The 19742-nt window shown below is 45.3% G+C and carries 17 protein-coding genes; 6 read left to right on the forward strand and 11 right to left on the reverse strand.

Going from position 1 to position 19742, the window contains the following annotated elements; genetic code table 11:
* Positions 1–38: 38 nt before the first annotated feature.
* Genes menB through GYO_RS37450 form a run of 4 tightly spaced genes read right to left on the reverse strand, consistent with a single transcriptional unit; the run spans position 39 to position 4855 of the window.
* Positions 39–857, reverse strand: a complete 819-nt coding sequence (gene menB / locus GYO_RS37435; RefSeq protein ID WP_010329489.1) for a 1,4-dihydroxy-2-naphthoyl-CoA synthase — start codon at positions 855–857, stop codon at positions 39–41.
* A 31-nt stretch (positions 858–888) separates the two neighbouring features.
* On the reverse strand, positions 889–1713 hold the full coding sequence (gene menH, locus GYO_RS37440) for a 2-succinyl-6-hydroxy-2,4-cyclohexadiene-1-carboxylate synthase (protein ID WP_014114894.1): 825 nt from the start codon (positions 1711–1713) through the stop codon (positions 889–891).
* On the reverse strand, positions 1701–3443 hold the full coding sequence (gene menD / locus GYO_RS37445) for a 2-succinyl-5-enolpyruvyl-6-hydroxy-3-cyclohexene-1-carboxylic-acid synthase (RefSeq protein WP_014114895.1): 1743 nt from the start codon (positions 3441–3443) through the stop codon (positions 1701–1703). The genes menH and menD overlap by 13 nt, the downstream gene beginning before the upstream one ends.
* Entirely contained in the window at positions 3440–4855 is a 1416-nt protein-coding gene (locus tag GYO_RS37450) for an isochorismate synthase (RefSeq protein WP_014114896.1), read from the reverse strand. Before GYO_RS37450 ends, menD begins: the two co-directional genes overlap by 4 nt.
* 291 nt (positions 4856–5146) lie before the next feature.
* On the opposite strand from GYO_RS37450, the gene GYO_RS37455 reads away from it, so the two are divergent.
* Positions 5147–5866 (forward strand): yteA family sporulation protein, encoded by a 720-nt coding sequence (locus GYO_RS37455; protein ID WP_014114898.1) that lies wholly within the window; start codon positions 5147–5149, stop codon positions 5864–5866.
* A gap of 8 nt (positions 5867–5874) precedes the next feature.
* On the opposite strand, the gene GYO_RS37460 is transcribed toward GYO_RS37455, so the two are convergent.
* Positions 5875–6693: a UTP--glucose-1-phosphate uridylyltransferase gene (locus GYO_RS37460; protein WP_014114899.1), complete on the reverse strand. Its 819-nt coding sequence runs from the start codon at positions 6691–6693 to the stop codon at positions 5875–5877.
* A 171-nt stretch (positions 6694–6864) separates the two neighbouring features.
* On the opposite strand from GYO_RS37460, the gene GYO_RS37465 reads away from it, so the two are divergent.
* From GYO_RS37465 to GYO_RS37475, 3 genes are read left to right on the forward strand one after another with little or no spacing between them, the layout of a single operon-like run.
* Positions 6865–8151 (forward strand): UDP-glucose dehydrogenase family protein, encoded by a 1287-nt coding sequence (locus tag GYO_RS37465; protein WP_014114900.1) that lies wholly within the window; start codon positions 6865–6867, stop codon positions 8149–8151.
* Entirely contained in the window at positions 8148–9098 is a 951-nt protein-coding gene (locus GYO_RS37470) for an NAD-dependent epimerase/dehydratase family protein (RefSeq protein ID WP_014114901.1), read from the forward strand. Before GYO_RS37465 ends, GYO_RS37470 begins: the two co-directional genes overlap by 4 nt.
* A gap of 2 nt (positions 9099–9100) precedes the next feature.
* Positions 9101–10324 carry a glycosyltransferase family 4 protein gene (locus GYO_RS37475; RefSeq protein WP_014114902.1) on the forward strand — a complete coding sequence of 408 codons (1224 nt, stop codon included), beginning with the start codon at positions 9101–9103 and terminating at the stop codon, positions 10322–10324.
* 73 nt (positions 10325–10397) lie between these two features.
* On the opposite strand, the gene GYO_RS37480 is transcribed toward GYO_RS37475, so the two are convergent.
* Genes GYO_RS37480 through cotSA form a run of 3 tightly spaced genes read right to left on the reverse strand, consistent with a single transcriptional unit; the run spans position 10398 to position 13025 of the window.
* Positions 10398–10820 carry a hypothetical protein gene (locus tag GYO_RS37480; protein WP_014114903.1) on the reverse strand — a complete coding sequence of 141 codons (423 nt, stop codon included), beginning with the start codon at positions 10818–10820 and terminating at the stop codon, positions 10398–10400.
* Position 10821: 1 nt separating this feature from the next.
* Positions 10822–11877 carry a spore coat putative kinase CotS gene (gene cotS / locus GYO_RS37485; RefSeq protein ID WP_014114904.1) on the reverse strand — a complete coding sequence of 352 codons (1056 nt, stop codon included), beginning with the start codon at positions 11875–11877 and terminating at the stop codon, positions 10822–10824.
* A 14-nt stretch (positions 11878–11891) separates the two neighbouring features.
* Positions 11892–13025, reverse strand: a complete 1134-nt coding sequence (gene cotSA, locus GYO_RS37490) for a spore coat protein CotSA (protein WP_014114905.1) — start codon at positions 13023–13025, stop codon at positions 11892–11894.
* A gap of 189 nt (positions 13026–13214) precedes the next feature.
* Here cotSA and cotI point away from each other — a divergent pair, with 189 nt between their 5' ends.
* Together cotI and GYO_RS37500 are read left to right on the forward strand one after the other, a co-directional pair.
* Entirely contained in the window at positions 13215–14288 is a 1074-nt protein-coding gene (cotI, locus tag GYO_RS37495; protein ID WP_072181955.1) for a spore coat kinase CotI, read from the forward strand.
* A gap of 90 nt (positions 14289–14378) precedes the next feature.
* Positions 14379–14846 (forward strand): TspO/MBR family protein, encoded by a 468-nt coding sequence (locus GYO_RS37500; protein ID WP_014114907.1) that lies wholly within the window; start codon positions 14379–14381, stop codon positions 14844–14846.
* Positions 14847–14874: 28 nt separating this feature from the next.
* Here the strand turns inward: GYO_RS37500 and glgP are convergent, their stop codons facing one another.
* Genes glgP through glgD form a run of 3 tightly spaced genes read right to left on the reverse strand, consistent with a single transcriptional unit; the run spans position 14875 to position 19740 of the window.
* Positions 14875–17271 carry a glycogen phosphorylase GlgP gene (gene glgP / locus GYO_RS37505; RefSeq protein ID WP_014114908.1) on the reverse strand — a complete coding sequence of 799 codons (2397 nt, stop codon included), beginning with the start codon at positions 17269–17271 and terminating at the stop codon, positions 14875–14877.
* The gene (gene glgA, locus GYO_RS37510; protein ID WP_014114909.1) at positions 17258–18712 is read right to left on the reverse strand and encodes a glycogen synthase GlgA; all 1455 of its coding nucleotides are present in this window, start codon (positions 18710–18712) and stop codon (positions 17258–17260) included. The genes glgP and glgA overlap by 14 nt, the downstream gene beginning before the upstream one ends.
* Positions 18709–19740, reverse strand: a complete 1032-nt coding sequence (gene glgD / locus GYO_RS37515; RefSeq protein ID WP_014114910.1) for a glucose-1-phosphate adenylyltransferase subunit GlgD — start codon at positions 19738–19740, stop codon at positions 18709–18711. The genes glgA and glgD overlap by 4 nt, the downstream gene beginning before the upstream one ends.
* Positions 19741–19742 lie beyond the last annotated feature (2 nt).

The raw sequence follows: 19742 nt of genomic DNA on the forward strand, positions 1-19742 counted from the left end.
GCAAAGTCTCAAGCTGTTGGTTTACTAAGTATTGCTGATCACGGGAAACGAGGGAACTGTCCGAAATCAGGTTTGCGTTTTTCCTTAAAGGAATCACGGCCTTCTTTTGCTTCATCTGTTGTGTAGTAAAGAAGGGTAGCATCCCCTGCAAACTGCTGAATTCCAGCAAGTCCGTCTGTGTCCGCGTTAAACGCAGCTTTAAGAAAACGAAGTGCGGTCGGGCTTTTTTCAAGCATTTCTTCACACCATTTAATCGTTTCTTCTTCAAGTTGTTCCAAAGGAACGACTGTGTTGACAAGACCCATGTCAAGCGCTTCCTGTGCGTTGTACTGGCGGCAGAGGTACCAGATTTCACGGGCTTTTTTATGCCCTACAATTCGAGCCAGGTAGCCAGAACCGTAACCAGCGTCAAAGCTTCCCACTTTAGGGCCTGTTTGTCCGAAAATCGCGTTGTCGGCAGCGATTGTCAGATCACATACGATGTGAAGCACATGGCCTCCGCCGATCGCATATCCGGACACCATCGCAACAACCGGTTTCGGGATAACGCGGATTAAACGCTGAAGATCCAGTACGTTTAATCGCGGAATTTGATCGTCTCCTACATAACCGCCGTGACCGCGCACTTTCTGGTCTCCTCCAGAACAAAAGGCTTTGTCTCCGGCACCAGCAAGCACGATAACGCCGACATTTTGATCGTCTCTCGCGCGAGCAAACGCATCAATCATTTCAGCAACCGTTTTAGGGGTAAACGCGTTATGTACCTCAGGGCGGTTGATTGTTATTTTTGCAATACCATTATACGTTTCATACAATATTTCATCGTATGTCCGTTCAGTTTTCCATTCTACAGCCATGATATGACCTCCTCTATTTTTCTATGTGCAGTTATAAGCTTGTCAAAAACTCACTCACTATTTTACCAAAAAAACGCGGCTGTTCCACATGCACCGTATGGCCGGCTTTTGGAACAATCTCTATTCTACTAGATGGAAGCTTCTTATGCACCTCTTGATTGATGGCGCAAAACTTTTTGTCCCACTCCCCGCAGATTAGAAGCACAGGCACGGCTATTTCTTGTACACGGCTCCACAAGGAAGGCTGTGAACCGGTGCCCATGCCCGTTAAACTATTTGCAAGCCCAATCTTATTGTTTCGCAGACGGCCGGACCGTATCCTGTGCCGAATATCTTCAGCCAGCCGCTGCTGGGATGAAAACAAAGGAATGTTCTCCCAATACTCTACAAATGCTTTGATCCCGTCACGCAAAATAAAATCGGCAAGCTTCCGGTCCCGCATGATCCGGTCCCGCCGTTCCTCAAGCGTTTTGAGCCCCGGCGTTGTGCTTTCAAGCACCAGTGCCGATACCCGTTCGGGATATGCCACCGCAAAAGAATAAGCAAGCCTTCCTCCCATAGAATACCCAATCAATTTCACTTTGTGAAGTTTTAATTGATCAAAAATCTCGGCAAGGTCAGAAACTTGCCGGTTCGTGCTGTATCTTCTCCCATTCGGCGGGGCATCGGTTTCACCATGCCCTAGACAATCAATTAAGACCAAACGGGAATCAGGCAGCATCTCATCAAGGAAAGTCCATGATTGTTTGCTGCCGGTAAACCCGTGCAGACAGACGACGGCTTCGGAAGCATTCGGCCGCTCGTCTGTCACAGCATATCGGACACCGTCTGAAACAGTTATGTTTACAGTTGCCATTGTTCTTTCACTTCCCGCACAGCCTCATTCAGCATATCGCGATGGAGCTGAACTCTCGATTGGCGATCCGTTTTGATTTCTATCAAATGGAGTCCGGGCTTGTCTGCCTGCGGCGCGTAAGCTGTTTTGAATTCATCCCACGAGGCAGGACATGAATACGTTCCGCCGTATAGTGCAGCCGCATGCTTGAAATCGAGCCCTGTCGGCGTGCCGAACAAATCTTCAAAGTGTGTCTTTTCAGAAGCCTGCGGCAAAAAGGAGAAAATCCCGCCGCCGTCATTATTCACGAGAATCACAGTAAGAGGAATGCCAAGCTTTTTGGCCGCCAGCAGTCCGTTTAAATCGTGATAAAAAGATAAATCTCCAATCACGAGTGTAACAGGCGCTTTTGTCCCTTCACATACCCCCATCGCAGAGGAGACGACACCGTCTATCCCATTTGCGCCCCGGTTTGAATAAATCCGGAAAGCACGTTCCTGTTTTTCAAAAAACGTATCAACATCCCTGATCGGCATACTGTTACCGACAAACAGCGAGCTGTTTTCAGGCACAAGATGCTGAAGAATTCGATAGAGATTGCCTTCAAACGAAACCTCTTCACTGCTGATTGTTTGCAAATGCGCACGGAACCGTTCATTGACAAACTGCCACTTATTCAGCCATTCTGATGACTTGGTCATATCAGCATGTTCCATTATGATTGCTTCAGCAAAAGCAGATGCGTTGCAGTGAATCATATGCGCGCTTGCCTGTGTCGGGTCTCTCCACCCTCCATCTTCGTCAATCACAATTTGCTGAATTGCCGGATCATCCTTGAGCCATAAGAAAACCGGTTTTGAGACAGGCATCGGCCCAAAACGGATGACGACATCAGGACGCAATTTTGCCTTCAGCTCATCATCTTTTAAAAATGAATCATACGCATCAATGACAGTGCTTTTATCATGAGCGCCGTTCCTCAGATTAGACAGCGGGTCCGCTAAAATCGGATACTGAAGCGCTTTTGACAGTGCAATAATGTGTTCCTTTTCCGTATCACTGTGGAGCTCTCCGCAGACGATCATTCCTTTTTCAGCCTCTGCCAGCATTGCAGCCACATCAGACAGAGATTCGCGGTCAACAGACTGCGTACCCGTTTTCACAGACACGTGACGGCCTGTTCTCATTCTTCCAAACGGCTCATCCGAAAGATCCGGCATCAGCGGTTCACGCAGCGGCACATTCACATGCACAGGTCCCATTGGGCGCTTTTGTGCTTCCCCGGCGGCGCGGCCGGCCAGCGTTCGAATATATCTCAGCATTTGCGGAGACTCTTCTGGAAGAGCAGAGTCTGTGAAAAACTTAACAAAGTTACCGAATAAGAAGTGCTGATTAATAGCCTGCGGTGCGCCTACCTCGCGCAGCTCATGAGGCCGATCAGCAGTTAACACAATAATTGGCACTCTTGAATAATGGGCTTCAATCACAGCCGGATAAAAGTTGGCCGCGGCTGTTCCTGATGTACAGATCAAAAGCACGGGACGCTGCTTCGCTTTTGCCAGCCCTAAAGCAAAAAAACCGGCAGATCTTTCATCAATTTGGACATGGATGCTGATATCGGGATGCGCGGCTGCAAGAATAGCCAGCGGTGTGGATCTTGAGCCCGGACAAACGACGGCATCCGTAATCCCGGAAAGGGCGAATTCATCAATAAAACTTCCGATGTAATGCGTAATTGGGTTGGCTGTCACCGCCTCTCACCTCCTAATGCAGAGATCATCGGCTTCAATTTAATCTGTGTTTCTTCATATTCAGATTGCGGGTCCGAGTCTTCCACAATGCCGCACCCGGCAAACAGCCTTGCTGTGCTGCCTTCGATCAGTCCTGAACGAATGGCCACTGCGAATTCCCCGTTATCCTGGCTGTCAATCCAGCCGATAGGGGCCGCATACCAGCCGCGGGACATCGGTTCGATCTCTCTGATCACTTCAACAGCTTTTTTCTGAGGTGCTCCCCCAAGCGCCGGCGTAGGATGCAGTTTCTCAATTAAATCAAAAAGTGAAGCAGACTCACGAAGCTGCCCGACAATCGGCGTAAATAAGTGCTGAACGCTTTTCGTTTTGTACAATACAGGTCCGTCAGGCTTTTCAACCTCCGAACAGCTTGATGCAAAAGCGTTATGAATCATGCCTACAACAATATCATGCTCCAGCAGATTTTTCTCATCGTTTAATAATTCAAGGCCTATCCGGCGATCTTCTTCTTCGTTCGCGCCGCGTTTAATGGAGCCTGCCAGACAAGAAGACATGACAGTGCTGCCGTCTCTTTTGATCAGTCTCTCTGGAGACGCGCCGACAAAGGTTTTTCCTTCCTGTTCGATTGCAAAAACATAGCTTGTCTGCTGATCGTTCAGAAGCGTTTTAAGCACCGGTTCAATTTGGACCGGACCTTCAAACGTGAGCAGCAGCTCTCGGGCAAGAACCACCTTATCATATTGTTTTTCTTTAATTTGGCTTGTTGCCGTTTCGATTGCTTTCAGCCAATCGTCCTTATCCAGCTCTTGAGATGCTGCAATCACAGCCTGATCTACTTGGTTTAAATCAGGAACCTTACATTCGGCTGCAAAAGACTTTAAGCCTTCCAAAACTGTCTCTGCGTCTTCCTCTCCGCTTACCCATCTGTTGACTGTTAGAAACGGGCCTTCGGCAGTCATCGTCAGCATAAGCGCAGGCACAAAGAAATCCCCTTCCGAGAAATGGTCCCATTGTGTACCTCTTTCTTCGCAAGGGTCAAAAGAAAATCCTCCGAATAACACAGGTCCCACTGCAGAATGCTGCAGCATTTCTTCTTCATAAATATGAAAAGCCGTCTTTTTAAAGCGCTCCCATTGTTCAACAACCTCGCGATACCGCTCGCTGTTTTTCTGATTTGTTTGGAAAACCGCTTCTTTGCCAAGACCGACTATTGTCAATTCACTTTCAGGATCTGACCAAAAAAATCGATTGCCTGTATATTTTTTTGCTCCGTAATTGAAAAATGATAGAGGGTCAAGAGACTCGATTTGTCTCGAATAGCTTATTAAGACAGCATGGTTGACTTCTTTGGCTTTATGTAATGCATGTAGAACTTCCTTTCGGAACGTACGCTGCACCGTTGTCACCATGAGACATTCCTCCATAATCCTTAAAATGCTTTTAATACCATACACCTGTGTCTCCTTTGTGTCAAACACACAGATCATGCAGTCCAAATGGCCTGCCTTACCTATTATAAACCTAATTTCAGAAATGAAAAAGAAACAAACCTTAAATTTCTTTCTCCACTGATAGCAAAGGTTGTATCCGCTTACCATATAAGGAAAATCTCCTATATTCCTCCACTCGTCATTTATGAAAGTTCTCAGGCGATCTGTTCATACTAAAGGTATGCACCACAGAGAAACGAGGGGATCACATTGCTTACAAAAGACCAGCTTCAACACTTGAAACATGAACTGGAACAAACAAAAGAAGATATCTTAAACCGTTTCAAAGACAATGACCATTTCCAGCTTAACTCTGCCTTTCCTTATGATTCATGGGGTGAGCTTTCAGCTTACGACAACCATCCCGGCGATCAGGCGACAGAGCTTTACGAGCGTGAAAAAGACATCGCTCTCGACTTGCATGAGAGAGAGCATCTCCGGGACATTGAGCATTCATTGAAGGCGATAGAAAACGGTACGTACGGTATTTGTGAAGTCAGCGGAAAGGAAATCCCTTACGAACGTCTTGAAGCGCTTCCGACTGCCACAACGCTCGCAGAGTATTCGTCACAGGATGTCGTTTCCAAAGACCGTCCGATCGAAGAAGAAACACCTTTCGGGCAATTTGAATTTGACGACGATGAAGAAATCAGAGCGCCTTATGACAGTGAAGATTCTTACCAGGACGTCGAAAAATACGGAAACTCGCAAACACCGCAGGATATGGAAAACCCTCCGCTCAGCTATGATGATATGACGATGAATGCCGAAGAAAACATCGGTAATACGGAATCGTACGAAAATTTCATCGCTACAGATATCACAGGCAAAGAAATTACAGTTTATCAAAGCAGAGCTCATGAGCGTTATGAGGAAGAACTCGATGAAGAGGGAATCATGACAACATTCGGCGATCTCCACGCTGATTGAACCCCCGGTTATTGGGGGTTCTTTTCCGTTTTCAGCATATCGGTGATCAGCTTCAGATAATCCTTTTGCAGGCCGATGTCATACCGATCGCCCTCCAGCAATTTCCCGTAAACATCGCATGCCCTAAGTGAAGCTTTAATCGCATCCGTTAGCTGCACTTCTCCTCCGGCATCAGCTTCTAATGTCTCCAGCTTCTCAAAAATGCCCGGTGTAAAAATATAACGTCCTGCTGCGGCAAAATGAGAAGGCGGGTTTTGTTTAGGCTTTTCCACAATATCCTGAATGCGATAAAGCCCTTTTTCTACAGGCTTCCCTTTTATCACACCGTAATGGTGCAATTCTTCCGTTTTCGTTTCTTTTAAGCCGATCACACTGCACTGATATTTCGTGTACGCTTCAATCAGCTGCCCCAAAGCCGGCTGTTTAGCGGAAAAGATCAGATCATCAGGCAAAACGACGGCAAAAGGCTCTCCGCCTGAAAATTGCTTTCCAAAAGAAATCGCGTCGCCAAGACCTTTTGCATAAGGCTGCCGCACATAATGAATCCGTATATCCGGAATCGGATGTTCACTGAGTAAATGCAGTTTATGCCGGGAGGCCAGAAAAGCTTCAAGCGCCAAAGAGGAATCAAAATAGTCGACAATCAGATTTTTATGGCTCGATACAACCATCAAAATATCTTCAATGCCTGACTCCTTCAGCTCTTCAACAATATAATGAATCACAGGCTTAGATCCTACCGGAAACATTTCTTTTGGAATCACCTTCGTCACCGGAAGATTCCTCGTTCCGTATCCCCCGGCAGGAATGATCGCTTTTTTTATCATGTTATTTTCCCCTCAGCTCATGTTTATTACATGATATTCCAAGAGCGCACCCCGATGTTTGTACATCTGAAATTAGGCGAAAGAAACTGGGCAGAAAGCGGAATCACGAACCAGCCCTTTTTTAATAGGATATTGATATATGACCAGTAATCTTGTAAAGGAGCTCAGGTGATGAAAATTTGTGTGGTTGGCGCCGGATATGTCGGTTTGACCCTATCAGCGGCACTGGCATCCTTCGGGCATGACATGATATGCACAGACAAAGACCTCAAAAAAATCGAACAGCTGAAAAATGGAGACATTCCCTTTTACGAGCCTGGGCTTTCAGATGCACTAAATCATTGCGGCAATCTCTCGTTTTCTTCTGAAGTGAAATCGAGCATGGAGGAATGTCCCGTCATTTTTATCGCAGTCGGAACCCCTCCGCGTTCGGACGGATCAGCAGATACGAAAGCACTGCAGTCCGTCATCAGCGATTTGAGCGAGGCAATCCGATCGTATAAAACCATTATTACGAAAAGCACTGTTCCGCCCGGGACAAATGAAAACATAGCAAAACAGCTGATTGCCTCCGGAGTGTCTGAAAACTTATTTAACATCGTATCCAATCCGGAGTTCCTGCGGGAAGGCAACGCCTTGTATGACATGCTGCATCCTGATAAAACGGTCATCGGTGTTCAGGAAGGAGATCACGTATCAGCAGCAATCGTCAAATCCATTTATAAACACATTGACACCCCTTATATCATTACAAGCTTAGCAGGAGCAGAGCTGATTAAGTATGCCAATAACTTCTTCTTAGCAGCCAAAATTTCGTTCATTAACGAAATGGCCCGCATATGTGAAACCTATCAATCAGATATCTCAGATATTTCCCGTGCCATCGGACTAGACCCGAGAATCGGTGGACACTTTTTGCAGGCCGGCATCGGATACGGCGGCTCTTGTTTTCCAAAGGATCTGCAGGCGCTGCAATTTGCTGCCCAGGAAAAAAACACGGAGACCTACCTGCTACAAGCCGTGCAGCACATCAATGATACCCAGCTCGGCCTGTATATCCAAAAAATAAAGTCATTCTTTGATACACTTCACGGCAAAAAAGCTGCTGTACTCGGCATTTCCTTCAAACCGCATACCGATGACACCAGGAATTCTCAAGCCGTCAGGTTGATAGAAAGGCTGACAGAGCTGGGATGCCATGTTGATGCATATGATCCTGAGGCTGTTCTTCCAGAACATTTGCGGAAACATGTGACTCAGCAATCTCAAGCTTTTGATGCGATAGCAGAGAGTGATTTTTTATTTTTGGCAACAGAATGGCCTGAATTTTTAGCATTAGATTGGAAAAAGACTGCAAGCATCATGAAAGGGCGACTTGTGATCGACGGGCGCAACACACTGAAAAAAGAACTGCTCGAGGACTTCGGACTAATCTGCACAGGAGTTGGCCGCCCATGAAAATACTCGTCACAGGAGCAGCGGGATTTATCGGCTCCCACCTCTGCGAAGAATTGCTGAAGGATAAGACACATGAAGTTATCGGAATCGACGACTTTATAGGACCCACTTCATTTTCCTTAAAATTCAAAAATCTTGAAGCCCTGCTGCCAGAAAAACGATTTACGTTCATAAAGGAAAATCTGCTGACTGCAGATCTTTCTCCCTTACTGGAGGGAGTGGATATCATCTTTCATTTGGCGGCCATACCGGGTGTCCGTTCAAGCTGGGGCGATCATTTTCATCCATATGCCGCACATAATATACAAGCGCTCCAAAGGCTCCTTGAGGCCTGCCGGGAACATCCGCTTCAAACGTTCGTCTTTGCTTCCACCTCTTCCGTCTATGGCGAAAAACAAGGGAAAGTCAGTGAAAACGCGGCGCTTTCCCCATTATCTCCGTACGGCGTAACAAAGCTTACGGGAGAAAAGCTTTGCCATGTGTATCAACAAAGCTTTGGCATTCCGATTGTGATTCTCCGTTTCTTTACCGTATACGGACCGAGACAGCGGCCGGACATGGCTTTTCACCGGCTCATCAAACAGCACCTTCAGCAAAAGCCACTCACCATCTTCGGTAACGGGCAGCAGTCAAGAGATTTTACCTATATCGGCGACTGTGTCAAAGCCATCTACGCTGTTCTTGGGAAACCCCATCTTATTGGTGAAACGGTGAATATCGGCGGCGCAGAGCGTGCCTCAGTCTTAAAGGTTGTCTCCCTCATTGAAGACATTTCCGGTAAAAAAGCAACACTGCACTTTTCGGACAAAATAGCAGGGGAACCAAGCAAAACGTGGGCGGATATTTCAAAAGCAAAACAGCTCTTACATTACGATCCCGCGACATCCTTAAAGGATGGTTTGGCCAACGAATTCGCATATTTATCGTCGCTGTATCAGGGGGAATGAAAATGAAGCTTGCTTTTATCTGTACAGAAAAGCTGCCGGCGCCCGCGGTACGCGGCGGCGCAATTCAAATGATGATTGACGGTGTCACGCCCTATTTCAGCAGCCGGTACGATCTGACCATTTTTTCAATAGAAGATCCATCACTTCCAAAAAGAGAAACAAAAGACGGCGTACAGTATATCCATCTGCCAAAAGAGCATTACCGCGAGGCGGTAGCCGAGGAGCTGCGAGCCTCTTCCTTTGACCTTATTCATGTGTTCAATAGGCCTTTAAATGTCTCTCTATATAAAAAAGCCTCACCAAACAGCAAGATTGTTCTGAGCCTGCATAACGAAATGTTTTCTGAAAAAAAGATGACCTTCGCGCAAGGAAAAGAAGTACTCGACAATGTCTCCATGATCACAACCGTCAGCGAATTTATTAAACAAACCGTCATTGAACGGTTCCCTGAAGCAGAGGACATCACACAAGTCGTATACTCCGGTGTTGACATCCGCTCTTATCCGCCTGTCTGGACGATGAAAGGTTCGGCTATCAGAGAAACATACCGAAAAAAATATGGCATTGGGGATAAGAAAGTCATTTTATTTGCCGGCCGTTTAAGCCCCACAAAAGGGCCTCACCTTCTCATTCACAGCATGAAACGGATTTTGCAGCAGCATCCCGACACTGTGCTCGTCATAGCAGGCGGGAAGTGGTTCAGCGATGACGGTGAAAACCAATATGTAACCTATCTGCGCAAGCTGGCGCTGCCATACAGGGACCATGTGATCTTCACGAAATTCATCCCCGCAGACGACATTCCAAACCTCTTTCTGATGGCAGATGTATTTGTGTGCAGCTCTCAGTGGAATGAACCCCTCGCCCGTGTGAATTATGAAGCAATGGCGGCCGGAACGCCCTTAATTACCACAAACCGGGGCGGAAACGGAGAAGTTGTAAAACACGAAGTCAACGGTCTTGTCATCGACAGCTACAACAAACCTTCTTCATTTGCGAAAGCAATTGACAGAGCCTTTACAGACCAAGAATTAATGAACAAAATCACAAAAAACGGCCGGCACAATGTAGAATCTTCGTTTACCTTTACCCATGCTGCCAAAAGGCTCAATGCTGTTTACCAATCCGTTCTGACACCGGAAAACAAACAATTTCCGCCGCCTCTTCTATCGCAGAATCTTGATTTATCATCTATCAATCAGCTTTTTGTGAAAGCAAAATCATAAAACCTACAGCTCGTGTTGCAATACGGGCTGTTTTTTTGCTGCATAGAACATAAAAAAAGGCATAAATGTGATTTTATGCCTTGCGCTTTACAGTTTGAGAAAACCATGGAGCTGGTGCGGATTCACTCGGAAGAACGATAATTTCCACTCTAGCTTCCTCCACTAATTCTGGTTCTTCATCCTCCTCTTCAATTGGCGGCTCTGAACGTTTGGAATCATGCTCCTCCTCAGGCTCTCGAATGGTTTCGAATTTCGTTTCTTCGTCATCCATAACTTTGTGATCTGTTTCCTTTTCCTTCGTTTCTTCTTGAAATTCTTTCGGTGCATTGATGTTAGGGAGCTCTCGAATGCTGCCCACAGCCAAGTGTTTCTCCTCTTCTTCCTTCTCAGCTGAGCTTGTGTCATGAGCCTGCCACCCCATCGATCCAGGCGGTGTAAATACGAATTGGTCGAGATCGAGTTTAGAAATGGAGGCTTTTTGTCTCGATGACCTCATGTCAATTCGCCTCCCGATACGCTTTTATTTTTTTATACAGTTCCGGCATTTTATCCAAAAACGCATCTTTAGATTCTTCAACAGAAATCATATTTTGCAGCGCCCAGTTGTACTTCTCATCTGACCATGTTTTCTTTTGCTTCAAATAATATTTATGGCCGATTGCACAGAACAAATGCGGAAACGCGAGATCAATCCATAGCACCTCGTACTGTTTTTCTGTGAGCGGATACACTGCATCATAGGCTGCAAGCAGTGCAACCATGAAATCGGTATCCCATACAGAAAGCTTAACCATAACTTTATTCAGCAGAATGCGCAGATCTCTTGATGGCAAATCGTAGGTAATCGAGTGAAGCTCTTTTAAAAAAGGCTCCCCGTCGATCTCAGTCAAACGCGCCAATGTAAAATCCTGAAAACAGAATCCTCCATGTTCAAGCGTTTCTTTTGTCCAATTTTCATACTCTGACTCATCAAGCGCTTGCAGAGCTTCTTTTCCTCTTGCCAGCATTTTATCAGCGTGTTTTAAGAAAGTTTGCGAAAATAAGTCATCAGGATAAGATGCCGCGATCTGCATATTCCCTTCTAATTCCTGCAGCTTCCACCGGTATAATTTATGCCATTTGCCGAGCCTGCTTCTTTTCTTGCTTTCATCTCTGCAAACATATCCTTTTGACGCATGATGAAAATGGCCGGCAAATGACATGACTTTTTTCATCTGCTCTGCATCATAGTAAATCATTTCTTTTCCTGTCACTTTGTCATATAAACTGTAGGAGACCCGATCAGTACCTAAGCAGCTCCCGCCATTTTTTGTTTGATGTATCGGCGCTACCGGCAGCCCTTTCTCTTGTAAATGGGCATGTGCCTGAGTGATAAAAAGCATTCGCTCCGGTTTCATCTGCGCTTCTTTTAATAGCTTTAGGCCTTGATCAGTTTGTATTTCCCAGATTTTGCGCCCGCTTTTGTTTGATTTCAACGCCACATGTTCGACATGGAACGGATAATAGCTGAGAATATCGGACACAATCTGTTCTTCATGCTCTTTTTGGTACACTCTGTTCACCCCTTCTATCTGTTCTTCTCATACACGCTGAGCAGATTTTCCGCCACCCTCTGCCAGCCGAATTGGCTTTCTGCCTCACGACGGCTGTATTTCCCAAGCCGTTCCCGTTTTTCAGAGCTGCTGAGCAAATCATTGATATATCCAGCATATTGTTTAGGATTTTCAAAGTCATGAATGATGTAGCCGTTTTTCCCTTCCTCTATGACCTCTGGATTGCCTCCCCGATTGCTTGTAATAATAGGCAGTCCCGCAGCCATCGCTTCATAATGCACCCTCGCTAAAGGCTCCTGCCACTGCGAAGAGCATACAAATACATCTGACATGGTATAAAGGCGAGGAATGTCCTTTGGCTTCACAAATTGAATAAATGTGACATGATCCTTTTGCATCGCACCGAGGGTATGAAGATGTTTGACATAGTTATTTAATTCATTATCTCCGAACCATTTTGACCCGATAAACACCATCATGACATCAGGATGCTCCTCGATTATGTCCGGCAACGCCTGCAATAAAATGTGCGGGCCTTTTACTTTGCTGAGCCGGCCAACAAAAAGGACAATTTTTTTACCGTGAAGTTCCAGCTCGCTTCGCATATCTTCGCGAGCCCGCTGCCCTTCTTTTGTCCAGCGTGGGTGGTACGCTTTCAAATCCACACCGGAATACACCGTTTTTGTTTTTGATCGTGCTGACGGAAAACGGCTTGTGATCGTCTGGCCAATATAATCGCTGACCGTAACAATCTGCGCTACAGAATCGATGCATATCTCACCTTCTGCCTGGCTGATCTTATCGTAAGCGAACATTTCATTGTGAACGCTTAAAATAAAAACTGCATCTGGCGCCTGTTTCTTCAGTTTCGACACCCAGCTTGGGCGATTACAGACATGCACAAGATCAAAACGGCTCTTTTTCAGCTCTTCTCCAACAGCATCTTCATAACGGTCTTCATCCAAATGCACATAATGGACTCCGTCTGCTGTCTCTCGATCAGCGAGATTTGGATCTTTAATAGAAAATACAGTCACCTCATGTTTTTTGGCAATCAAAGGGGCAACTGCTTCGAGGTAGATTTGAATGGCGCCTCCTCGAACCGAGGGGACAGGAAGCTTCTCTGTGGCGATCAGTGCTATTTTCATACATAGCCTCCATTCCTGCATGATTTTTAACTAGTTAGAATCATGATACGGCTGAACAACCAACTTGTGCGGAATGGGACTGCCCCAAAAACAAAACGGGTAAACAACCAGATTCTTCTATCAAATATAGTCAAATATCTCAATCATTTTTTTCTTTCGATTCATAAGGTAGGAGTAAAACAGGTAAGGATGTGTCCTTTAATGGCAGAAAACCAAGAAGTCATTGAGGAGGGGAATTCATCAGAGCTTCCTTTATCAGCAGAAGATGAAAGAAAATTAACCGAGCTGGCTGAAAATGTGCTTCAAGGATGGGATGTGCAGACTGAAAAAATAGACGTCATTCAAGGAAACCAGATGGCGCTTGTGTGGAAGGTTCACACAGGCTCCGGTGCGGTTTGTCTGAAACGAATACACAGGCCCGAAAAGAAAGCCTTGTTTTCCATTTTCGCACAGGATTATTTAGCAAAAAAAGGAATGAACGTTCCCGGCATAATCCCAAATAAAAAAGGCAGCCTATATTCCAAGCACGGCTCCTTTCTATTTGTCGTATATGACTGGATCGAAGGAAGGCCGTTTGAGCTGACTGTAAAGCAGGATTTGGAGTTTATCATGAAAGGCCTTGCTGATTTCCATACAGCTTCCGTCGGATATCAGCCGCCTAATGGCGTTCCCGTATTTACGAAATTAGGGCGCTGGCCGAATCACTATACGAAACGATGCAAACAGATGGAAACGTGGAAGCTGATGGCGCAGATGGAAAAAGAAGATCCTTTCTCACAGCTTTATCTTCAAGAGATAGACAGCTTTATTGAAGACGGACTGCGCATCAAAGACCGGCTTTTGCAGTCGTCCTATGTGCCATGGACTGAACAGCTGAAAAAAAGCCCTAATCTTTGCCACCAGGATTATGGAACCGGAAATACCCTCTTGGGGGAAAACGAACAGATTTGGGTCATCGACCTAGATACCGTATCATTTGATCTTCCTATTCGAGATTTGCGCAAAATGATTATTCCGCTTTTAGATACGACGGGCGTTTGGGATGAAGAAACATTTCATGTGATGCTGAACGCATATGAATCCAGTGCCCCATTAACTGACGAACAAAAACAAGTAATGTTTATTGATATGCTGTTTCCTTATGAGCTTTACGATGTCATTCGCGAAAAATACGTCCGCAAGTCTGCTTTACCGAAGGAAGAATTAGAGTCAGCTTTTGAATATGAACGCATTAAAGCAAACGCATTAAAGCAGCTGATTTAAGACATCATCTCCCCCGTATATCGGGGGGATGATCTTTATAAGATAAGGGTAAGAATAAATGTAACATTAATACATACGGGGGTTACAAACATGAAGAAGATGGTCGGTGCCATAGCGGTTTTTGTGATTACATATGCGCTGTTTTCAGCCGCAGACTACCTGTTTCCAATTGACCAAGAATGGTACAATTCACTGAAAAAACCGGACTGGACGCCACCCGGATCTGCGATCGGCATCATTTGGGCCATCCTATTTGCCCTGATCTCCCTTTCAGCTGCCATTGTGTATGCCGCGTTTTCATTTAAAGATGCGAAAAGCTTTTGGCTTACGCTTTTGATTAATTATGTGCTCAATCAGGCATTCAGCTATTTTCAATTTACCCAAAAGAATCTGCTGGCTGCATCGATTGACAGCCTGCTTGTCGCCATCACTGCAATCGTTTTAATGATCATAGCGAAAAAATACAGCAGGACCGCAAGCTATCTTCTTTTGCCTTATTTTTTATGGAGTGCATTTGCGACATTCTTATCCTTTACAATCTATTCCATGAATCTGTGAACAAAAAAGCCGCTTATACAGCGGCTTTTCACATCATCGGCTGGATTCCCCAAATGTTTTTCGCATATTCCCGGATCGTGCGGTCGCTTGAGAAATATCCAGAATGGGCAATATTCACAATCGAACGCTCAGACCATTTCCTCCGATCGAGATAATCAGCTTGAATACGCCCCTGCGCATCTGCATATGAGCTGAAATCCTTCAGCACAAAATACTCATCATTATGCGGAAGCAGCGAGTCATAGATCGATTCAAATTCATCTGCTTCCCCTTCAAAAAAACCGTTGATCAGCTGATCCGCTACCTGTCTGATTCTGCGGTCATGCTGATAATATTCCCTCGATCTATAGCCGCCGTTTTCCTGATACGATAGAACTTCATCCGCCTTTAAACCGAATGTGTAAATACAATCAGGCCCCACCCGCTCAAGTATCTCAATATTTGCGCCGTCATGTGTGCCAATCGTCAAAGCGCCGTTCATCATGAACTTCATATTTCCTGTACCAGACGCTTCCTTGCTTGCGGTTGAAATTTGTTCACTTACATCTGACGCTGGAAAAATCCGCTCAGCCATAGAAACTCTGTAATTTTCCAAAAAAACAATCTTGAGCAGTTGTTTGACTGCCGGATCATAGTTGACCTTTTCCGCGACAGAATGGATCAGCTTAATGATTTTCTTGGCATAATAATAACTTGGTGAAGCCTTTGCCCCAAAAATAAAGGTTTGCGGGTAGATAGAAAAGCCCGAGTCCTCTTTGAGCCGATTATACAAATACATAATATGAAGAACATTCAGCAGCTGCCGTTTGTATGCATGAAGACGTTTCACCTGAACATCAAATATGCTGTCAGGGTTCACAACTACCCCGGCCGTGCAAAAAATCAAATCAGTGAGCTCTTGTTTTTTCCTGCTTTTGTTGTTTTGAAACTGTTCGATAAAAGCAGGATCAGAGGCGTACGGTTCTAAGCGAATCAGTGATTCCGGCTGTTTCACCCATTCATTGCCGATCGCCTCCGTGATGATAGCAGACAAGCCGGGATTCGCTTTCAGCAGCCAGCGCCTGTGGGCAATTCCATTCGTCTTATTGTTAAAACGATTCGGAAACAGCAAATGAAAATCGCGCATCTCCCTTTCCTTTAAAATATCGGAATGAATTTTGGCAACGCCGTTTACACTGTAGCTGCCCACTATAGCCAGATGAGCCATTTTGACAACACCATGCGCCGTAATCGCCATGTCCTCTATCCTTTTCCAGTCTCCGGGATACTTTTCCCACACCGCCCGGCAAAACCTTTCATTGATCTCTTCAATAATCATGTACATTCGCGGGAGCAGCGGCTTAAACAAATGAATCGGCCATTTCTCAAGCGCTTCTGACAATGTCGTATGATTTGTATAAGAAATCGTATGTACGGTAATATGCCAGGCCTCTTCCCAGCTCATGTTCTCTTCATCGAGCAAAATCCGCATCAGCTCAGGCACTGCCAGTGCAGGATGGGTATCATTAATATGAATGCTTACTTTTTTATGCAAGCCGGATAAAGATTTATTTGTTTTTCGGTAATTGTTCACAATGCTTTTTAAGCTTGCGCATACTAAAAAATACTGCTGCTTCAGCCGTAAAATTTTCCCCTCGTCATGAGTGTCATCAGGATATAAAAATTCAGAAACTGCTTCGGTTTCCCGCTTATAAGACAAAATATTGCCGCCATGATAATGCGCATAAGGCTCAGCGTTCCAAAGCCTTAACGTATTGACGGTACCCGTTTCATAGCCGATGATTGGGATGTCATAAGGAACGGCTGTAACAATTGTAGCTTGCTCGTGGCGAAAATGCAGACGTCCGTTCTTTTCTGTCATATGCACCTCGCCCCAAAACGGCACGTCAACTGCCTGATCGGCATTTCTTACTTCCCATACATTCCCGTTTTTCAGCCATTGCTCAGGCAGCTCCACCTGATGCCCGTTTACAATTTTTTGCTCAAACAAGCCATGCTTATAACGAATGCCCATCCCGTGCCCCGGCAAATTCAATGAAGCCAGAGAATCTAAAAAGCAAGCTGCCAAGCGCCCAAGCCCGCCGTTGCCGAGACCTGCATCGCTTTCCATTTGAAGGATCTCCTCTAAATTGATGCCGATTTCCTTTAAGCCTGCTTCTACAACATCACGAACGCCAAGATTCATTAAATTTTGTTCAAGGAGCTGACCGAGCAGAAATTCGATTGACAAATAATATGTCTGCTTCCCGGAATTGGACCTGCTTTTTTCATTCGTCTGGATCCAATCAGCGCTGATATATTCTCTGACCATATTGCCCAACGTTTTATATTGATCCAGCTTGGCAGAGTCTTTGAAGCTTTTTCCGCACGTCATTTCCAGACGCTTTAAAAATAAGGCTGCAAAGCGTTCTTTACTCGAGAACATCCCGTCCACTCCTTGTCACATGCTCGAAAATGCGCTGATACTCTTTTGCTGACTGCTCCCAGCTGTAATCTGCATTCATTGCGGTCTTCATGATGCTCTTCCATACATCCTTTTGGCGATAAAACGACAGCGCCCTCTCGATCGTAAATTTCAGATCATGCGCATTGAAAGCGGAAAACGTAAAGCCATTGCCGGTTCCCTCTTCCTCCTGATAGGAACGGACAGTGTCGTAAAGACCGCCCGTCTCCCTGACAATCGGAATGGCGCCATATTGGAGAGCAATAAGCTGACCCAAGCCGCACGGCTCAAATTTCGACGGCATTAAAAACATATCGGAGCCCGCATAAATTTGATGGGCAAGCGGCTCATCAAACCCAATATACGCTCGGCACTTCTCATGAAAAGCAAATTCTGCATACCGGAAATAATCTTCAAATTCACGTTCCCCTGTACCCAGCACAATTAGCTGTATGTCTTGCTCTTCAAGAAGTTCGTGCATAATTCTGCGGACAAGATCAAGTCCCTTTTGTTTAGTGAGCCTTGTCACCATACTGATCAGCGGAATATCATTTCGCTCTGGAAGCCCCATCCGCCGCTGAAGCTTCGTTTTATTTACTTCCTTGCATGCAAGATGCTCCGAATCGTAATGCGCCTCTATATAGGGATCGCATTTCGGCTGATAGAAAGTATCATCAATGCCATTTAATATGCCGGTTATATCATTTTCCCTATATTGCAAAACCTGCTCAAGCTGTTCACCATAATAAGGCGTCAATATTTCATTTCTGTAAGTGGGGCTCACAGTTGTCACATGATCAGCCGCAATGATGCCTGCCTTCATAAAATTAACAAATCCGTTGCATTCTAACCTTTCATAATGAAAATGATCCATCTCAAGCCCTAGCAAGTCATGTGTGACATCAGGCGGAAATATGCCTTGAAACTGTAGATTGTGGATTGTGAGCACGCTTCTCATCTGCTTATAAAAAGGATGTTTTCTGTATTCCTCTTTCAGCAAATAATTGACCATCGCTGTATGCCAGTCGTGAGTATGAACAATATCGGCTTGAATATTCACAGCTTCGGCGGCCTCCAGCACAGCTCTTGAAAAAAAGGCAAACCGTTCACCGTCATCATAATGCCCATACAACGAATCCCTGTTAAAATAATATTTATTGTCGATGAAATAATAATTCACATCATCTTCAGCAATATGTTCAATTCCGCAATATTGCTGACGCCAGCCGACGGCTACCGTACACTCAGCCGTTTTTTCCATGCGCTTTTTCCATCGCTCAGGTATTTGGCTGTACTTCGGAAGCATTACAGCTACTTCATTGCCTAATCGCGCAAGTGCCTTTGGCAGAGCACCAGCTACATCGGCAAGACCTCCTGATTTAACAAACGGGGTACATTCAGATACAGCAAATAATACCTTCAAGAATTCATCAGCTCTCCTTGTACCAAACCTTTTCTTAATACAAGCGGCTGCTCAGCTGTTCCCGCAGCCTCAGTCGCATTGCCGATTTTAACGTCCTTATCAGAAATGACCTGCTCAATCTGGCAATTCTCGCCAATCTGCGTTTTTTGCATAATAATGCAGTTTTTCAGCTTCGTCCCCTTTCCGACATGAACCGCCCTGAACAAAATGCAGTTTTCAACCTCTCCTTCAAGCACACATCCGTTTGCGACTAAGGAATTTTTAACAGTGCTGTGTTTTCCGTATTTCGTCGGCGGCTCATCCTTCACTTTTGTATAGATCGGCTGCTGCGGCAAAAACACCTGCTGCCAAAAACGAGGCTGAATGAGCTCCATACTGTGGGTATAATACTTTTCCACCGAATCAATGACAGCGGCATAACCTGAATATTCATAAGGGCAAATGGTCAAGGAGGAGGATTCTTTTTCAACAGCCTCCTGAATGGTTTTATAGCCTTTTTCACTATGTCCGTAGATCAAATCCTTTAAAAGCGCTGTAGACATGATATAGATTTGCAGCGACTGGCCATCCTGAAATACCTCGGTGACGTCGCAGCCAACCTCCTGATGGCGTTTCAGCACATATTGAAATTGAATGTTGCATACAGTATGGCTGTTGGAGATGACAGCATACTGCTGTGTGCTTCTGTGAAAATAATCAAGATGGTCGGAAAACTGCCGAAAGGAACCGAACTCATCGTATTCTTGGTGAAGGTGGGGCGACGGGAAAAAAAAGAGGCCATCCTTTTTTCGATGCAAATCCCATTCCTTACCTGCTCCAAGATGATCCATAAGCGAACGATAGCGATACTTCGGAAAAATCGCGACACTCCTAATATCCGCATTCACCATGTTGGAAAGCATAAAATCGATCAGACGGTACCTGCCGGCGAAAGGGATTGCTCCCAGCGACCGCTGTGCCGTTAAATCCTGAAGAGAATGCTTATATGTGGTTTCATCTATAACACCTAACATTTGATTATTGAACACTG

Source organism: Bacillus spizizenii TU-B-10, assembly GCF_000227465.1.
In the GTDB taxonomy this organism is placed as follows: domain Bacteria; phylum Bacillota; class Bacilli; order Bacillales; family Bacillaceae; genus Bacillus; species Bacillus spizizenii.

What these genes read in the sequence shown, in the direction of transcription:
- GYO_RS37450 (WP_014114896.1), bottom strand. Translation starts at nt 4,855, where the DNA reads ATGGTGACAACGGTGCAGCGTACGTTCCGAAAGGAAGTTCTACATGCA.
- GYO_RS37470 (WP_014114901.1), top strand. Translation starts at nt 8,148, where the DNA reads ATGAAAATACTCGTCACAGGAGCAGCGGGATTTATCGGCTCCCACCTC.
- cotI (WP_072181955.1), top strand. Translation starts at nt 13,215, where the DNA reads ATGTGTCCTTTAATGGCAGAAAACCAAGAAGTCATTGAGGAGGGGAAT.
- GYO_RS37465 (WP_014114900.1), top strand. Translation starts at nt 6,865, where the DNA reads ATGAAAATTTGTGTGGTTGGCGCCGGATATGTCGGTTTGACCCTATCA.
- GYO_RS37480 (WP_014114903.1), bottom strand. Translation starts at nt 10,820, where the DNA reads ATGAGGTCATCGAGACAAAAAGCCTCCATTTCTAAACTCGATCTCGAC.
- cotSA (WP_014114905.1), bottom strand. Translation starts at nt 13,025, where the DNA reads ATGAAAATAGCACTGATCGCCACAGAGAAGCTTCCTGTCCCCTCGGTT.
- GYO_RS37475 (WP_014114902.1), top strand. Translation starts at nt 9,101, where the DNA reads ATGAAGCTTGCTTTTATCTGTACAGAAAAGCTGCCGGCGCCCGCGGTA.
- glgP (WP_014114908.1), bottom strand. Translation starts at nt 17,271, where the DNA reads ATGTTCTCGAGTAAAGAACGCTTTGCAGCCTTATTTTTAAAGCGTCTG.
- GYO_RS37460 (WP_014114899.1), bottom strand. Translation starts at nt 6,693, where the DNA reads ATGATAAAAAAAGCGATCATTCCTGCCGGGGGATACGGAACGAGGAAT.
- menB (WP_010329489.1), bottom strand. Translation starts at nt 857, where the DNA reads ATGGCTGTAGAATGGAAAACTGAACGGACATACGATGAAATATTGTAT.
- GYO_RS37500 (WP_014114907.1), top strand. Translation starts at nt 14,379, where the DNA reads ATGAAGAAGATGGTCGGTGCCATAGCGGTTTTTGTGATTACATATGCG.
- menH (WP_014114894.1), bottom strand. Translation starts at nt 1,713, where the DNA reads ATGGCAACTGTAAACATAACTGTTTCAGACGGTGTCCGATATGCTGTG.